Origin of the sequence: Synechococcus sp. R55.4, assembly GCF_047461935.1 — a bacterium.
Lineage (GTDB): Bacteria > Cyanobacteriota > Cyanobacteriia > Thermostichales > Thermostichaceae > Thermostichus.
In genome coordinates this window covers 1-3,597 of the sequence record NZ_JANSIF010000085.1, presented here as the reverse complement: position 1 = coordinate 3,597, position 3,597 = coordinate 1, and the positions used below count along the sequence as shown (strand labels likewise).

General features: G+C 58.5%; 4 protein-coding genes. All 4 read right to left on the bottom strand.

All coding sequences use genetic code 11. The features are described from left to right. Positions 1 to 332 precede the first annotated feature (332 nt). Positions 333 to 1,214 (bottom strand): bifunctional methylenetetrahydrofolate dehydrogenase/methenyltetrahydrofolate cyclohydrolase FolD, encoded by an 882-nt coding sequence (gene folD / locus NW842_RS13835; protein ID WP_011431762.1) that lies wholly within the window; start codon positions 1,212 to 1,214, stop codon positions 333 to 335. 92 nt (positions 1,215 to 1,306) lie between these two features. Beyond that, a complete protein-coding gene (xseB, locus tag NW842_RS13830; protein ID WP_414350295.1) occupies positions 1,307 to 1,543 on the bottom strand; it encodes an exodeoxyribonuclease VII small subunit in 237 nt (78 codons plus the stop codon). Beyond that, positions 1,524 to 2,780: an exodeoxyribonuclease VII large subunit gene (xseA, locus tag NW842_RS13825; RefSeq protein WP_414418266.1), complete on the bottom strand. Its 1,257-nt coding sequence runs from the start codon at positions 2,778 to 2,780 to the stop codon at positions 1,524 to 1,526. The genes xseB and xseA overlap by 20 nt, the downstream gene beginning before the upstream one ends. Positions 2,781 to 2,787: 7 nt before the next feature. Beyond that, on the bottom strand, positions 2,788 to 3,597 hold an 810-nt coding region (locus NW842_RS13820; RefSeq protein WP_414418265.1), incomplete at its 5' end, for an RNA-guided endonuclease InsQ/TnpB family protein.

Here is a 3,597-nt window from a genome sequence, read left to right as displayed (position 1 = left end):
TGGTAGTAATCCGTACTGAACATATTATACATTATTTTCAGTATAGTTGAGCTTATTATTGACTAGAGTCATGCTCCGCGCGCAGCTTGGACATTTGCAGCGGTCACCTCAAACTCCTCTGGGGCAACTTCTCCATTCCTCACTCTTCTGGGCCAAAGGGGGAGGATCCAAGCAACAGAACATTTTGAGAACAGTCTCCAAACCATAGTCATTTCAAGCTAGATTGAGACACTCCCCAAGCGCTCTGTGCCGCTGCCGCGACCAACCCCAGCTCTTCTCCCAGAGAGAGAGGGAAGTTAGGGAACAATGCAACAGAAATGTTTCATTCCTGTTTAATAATGACTACACAAGTGGCTGCGCAGTTTATAGCTCTGTAGGGTGTTGGCCAGCAGCATCGTTACCGTCATCGGCCCTACGCCTCCCGGTACGGGCGTGATGGCAGCGGCCAACTCTTTGACCGCTTCATAGTCCACATCTCCCACCAATTGCTCGGCTCCGGTGGGGGTCTCGATGCGGTTGATGCCAACGTCGATGACCACCGCGCCGGGTTTCACCATGTCTGCCCTCAATAGGCGGGGGCGGCCCACGGCCATCACCACAATGTCGGCGGCGCGGGTCACTTCTGCCAAGTCGGGGGTGCGGGAGTGGGCTAGGGTGACCGTCGCATCGGCGGCCAACAACATCAAGCTCAAGGGCTTGCCCACCAAGATGCTGCGACCGACCACCACTGCCTTTCGGCCTGCAATCGGGATCCCTTCTGCTTGCAACAGGCGCATCACGCCCAAGGGGGTACAACTGCGCAAGCCGGGCTCGCCGCGCAACAGCCGGCCCAGGTTGAGGGGATGGAGTCCATCCACATCTTTGTCGGGATTGATGGCCAGAAGGGGGGGGATGGGATCCCAGCCGGGGGGCAGGGGCAGTTGGACGAGGATGCCATCCACCCGCTCGTCCTGATTGAGTTGGTCGATGGTGTCGAGCAAATGGGCAGGGGAGTCTTGGGCGGAAAAATGTCGGCCAAAAGAAGCAATGCCCAACCGCTCACAGGCCCGCTCTTTGCCACGCACGTAAGCCGCACTGGCGGGATCCTCTCCAACCCGCAGCACTGCCAATCCCGGTGGCCGGCCCACCTGGGGTATCCAAGCTTGCACTTGGGCGGCCATCTCCGCTTGCAAGCGGGCGGCTAAGGCTTTGCCATCGAGGATCTTTGCGGGCATGGGGGCGCAAGGATAAAGACAACCATCCAACGACCATCCATAGTGAAGCAGAATGGCGACAGCAGTGCAGGGGGAATGATCAGGTGGGATCCCTAGAACGCTTGAGAGTCTTCTTCCTCTTGGCCCAATTGCTCGATGATGATCTCCACCTGCTGCCGCTTTTGCTCCAGGAAGTCCGCGCAGGTTTTCAGGGTTCGGGCGGCCTGTTGAAAGCGCTCCACCACCTCGGCCAGATCCAGCTCCCCCGATTCAATCTGGGCAATCAAAGTTTCCACTTCGGCAATGGCTGCTTCATAGCGCCACGGCTCCTCACGTTTGCGGCGGCTCATGGCTCTCCTCTACTCGTACCCATAGGCTTCCCGAGGCCAGTTGTATCATCAGGCGGGTTTGGGGAGGCAGGCGATGGGTGCGGATCAGGGATCCCTCTTCATCTCGCACCAAGGCATAGCCCCGTTTCAGAATGGCTTCGGGATCGAGCGCTTGGAGGCGATCTTGCAGGGCCTGTTGGTGCTGTTGGCGTTGCTGGAAGCGATGGCGCACGGCTTGGAGCAGGCGATGTTGGTGTTGGGTCAAGCGATCCTGAGCCTGTTGCAACAGCCGCTCTGGATGCACGTAAGCCAGGTGGTGTTGGGCCTGCTGCAAACGCTGCTGGGCTTTTTCCAAAGCTTGGCGAGTGCGTTCGATCAACTTCTGGCGCAACTGGGATCCCTGACGCTGCAATTCCCCCAGATCCGGCACGATCCGCTCGGCAGCTGCCGTTGGGGTATGGGCGGCGTAGTCGGCAGCGTAGTCAGCCAGGGTTTCATCCCGCTGGTGGCCAATCCCGGTGACCACCGGGATCCGACATTCGGCAATGGCTCGCACCACCCGCTCATCGTTAAAACAGGCCAAATCTTCGCTGGCTCCACCGCCCCGCGCCAAAAGAAGCACTTCCGCCCGCCCATCCTGTTCCACCCGGCGAATGGCCCGCACAATTGATTCCGGGGCCGCCTCCCCTTGCACTTGAGCTGGGGAGAACAGCACCCGTAGCCCGGGGTAGCGCTGGTTGAGGGTGCGCCGAATATCTCCCCAGCCGGCAGCGTGGGGGGAACTGACGACGGCAATGCACTGGGGATGAACAGGCAGAGGTCGTTGGTTATCGAACAAGCCCTCAGCACTGAGGCGGGCCTTGAGCTGTTGAAATCGCAACGCCAACAGCCCTTCCCCGGCAGGCAGCAATTGCCAGATGACGAGGCGATAATGGCTGCTGCCGCTATAGATGCCAAGTTGCCCAAGGGCAAGCACCTGTTGCCCCACTTCCGGCCAGAAGCTGAGCCTGGAAGTTTGGCCCTGCCAGACCACCCCCTTGAGAACGTCACCGGTTTCCGGATCGACTAGGGTCAAGAACAGGTGGCCATTGCGGTTGCGCTGGCAACTGGAGACTTCCCCGCTCACCCACAGCCTGACCAAGTAGGGATCCCCGGCCAGCAGCGATTTCAAATAACGGGACACTCCCCCCACCGAGAGCAGGGGAGCTTCATCCGTGAGCAAAAACTCCATCCCACTGCTGCGGGCGGCTAAAGTCACTTGTAAACTACCCGACCCTGACTACTTCGCAGTACAGGGCGGGCTTTCGGTAGCCCTGCAGTTGGCAAGCCAACCACGGACCTCTAGGCTGGTTTACGGCAGCCCCAAGTTTAGCAATCATGTTGGCTCCATTCCAGTCCGCATCCCCTTCCCATCCACAGTGCCCACACTTAAACTGCTTCCCATTGCGGTAGGATTGCGCAGGGTCGGGATGGATATGCAAACACCGGTGGCAGGTCTGCGACGTGTAGGCAGGCGGAACCAGCACCACAGGTACTCCGGCGATGGCAGCCTTGTAGACCACAAACATCCTAAGCTGGTAGAACGCCCAGTTATTGGTTCTGCGGCGCTCAGCTTTGCTGCGTGGCTGTTGATTGACCCTTTCCCGGATCCCTGTCAGGTCTTCCAGGGCAATAGCGCTGTTTGTGGTCTTTGCCCTAGAGACAATAGCTTTGGAGATGCGATGATTGACCCACGCCTGAAAGCGCCTCTCCTTGCCAGACAGCCGTTGCAACAGTTCTCTGCATCTGCGCTGCGAACTGCGTGTGCCCTTACTGGCTTTGCGTTGGAGTACCGCCCTCAACCGGGAGTAGCGCTCTCGGACTCTGCTCAACTGCTGTCCATTCCAGTGATCTCCTTCCGATGTATGAGCAATATCCGTCCTGCCCAAATCCACCCCGATCACCTTGTCGGTATCTTGTTGCTTGGGTGGCTTTTTCTCTACGCAAATCTGGATGTAGTTTTTCTCTACGCAAATCTGGATGTAGTAGGAGCCATCTTTGCGCTTGACCAGGGTGGCAGATTTGGGGTTGGAACC

Bases quoted from the DNA above. Each gene is read 5' to 3' on its own strand.
- xseB (WP_414350295.1), bottom strand. From the start codon at position 1,543: ATGAGCCGCCGCAAACGTGAGGAGCCGTGGCGCTATGAAGCAGCCATT.
- folD (WP_011431762.1), bottom strand. From the start codon at position 1,214: ATGCCCGCAAAGATCCTCGATGGCAAAGCCTTAGCCGCCCGCTTGCAA.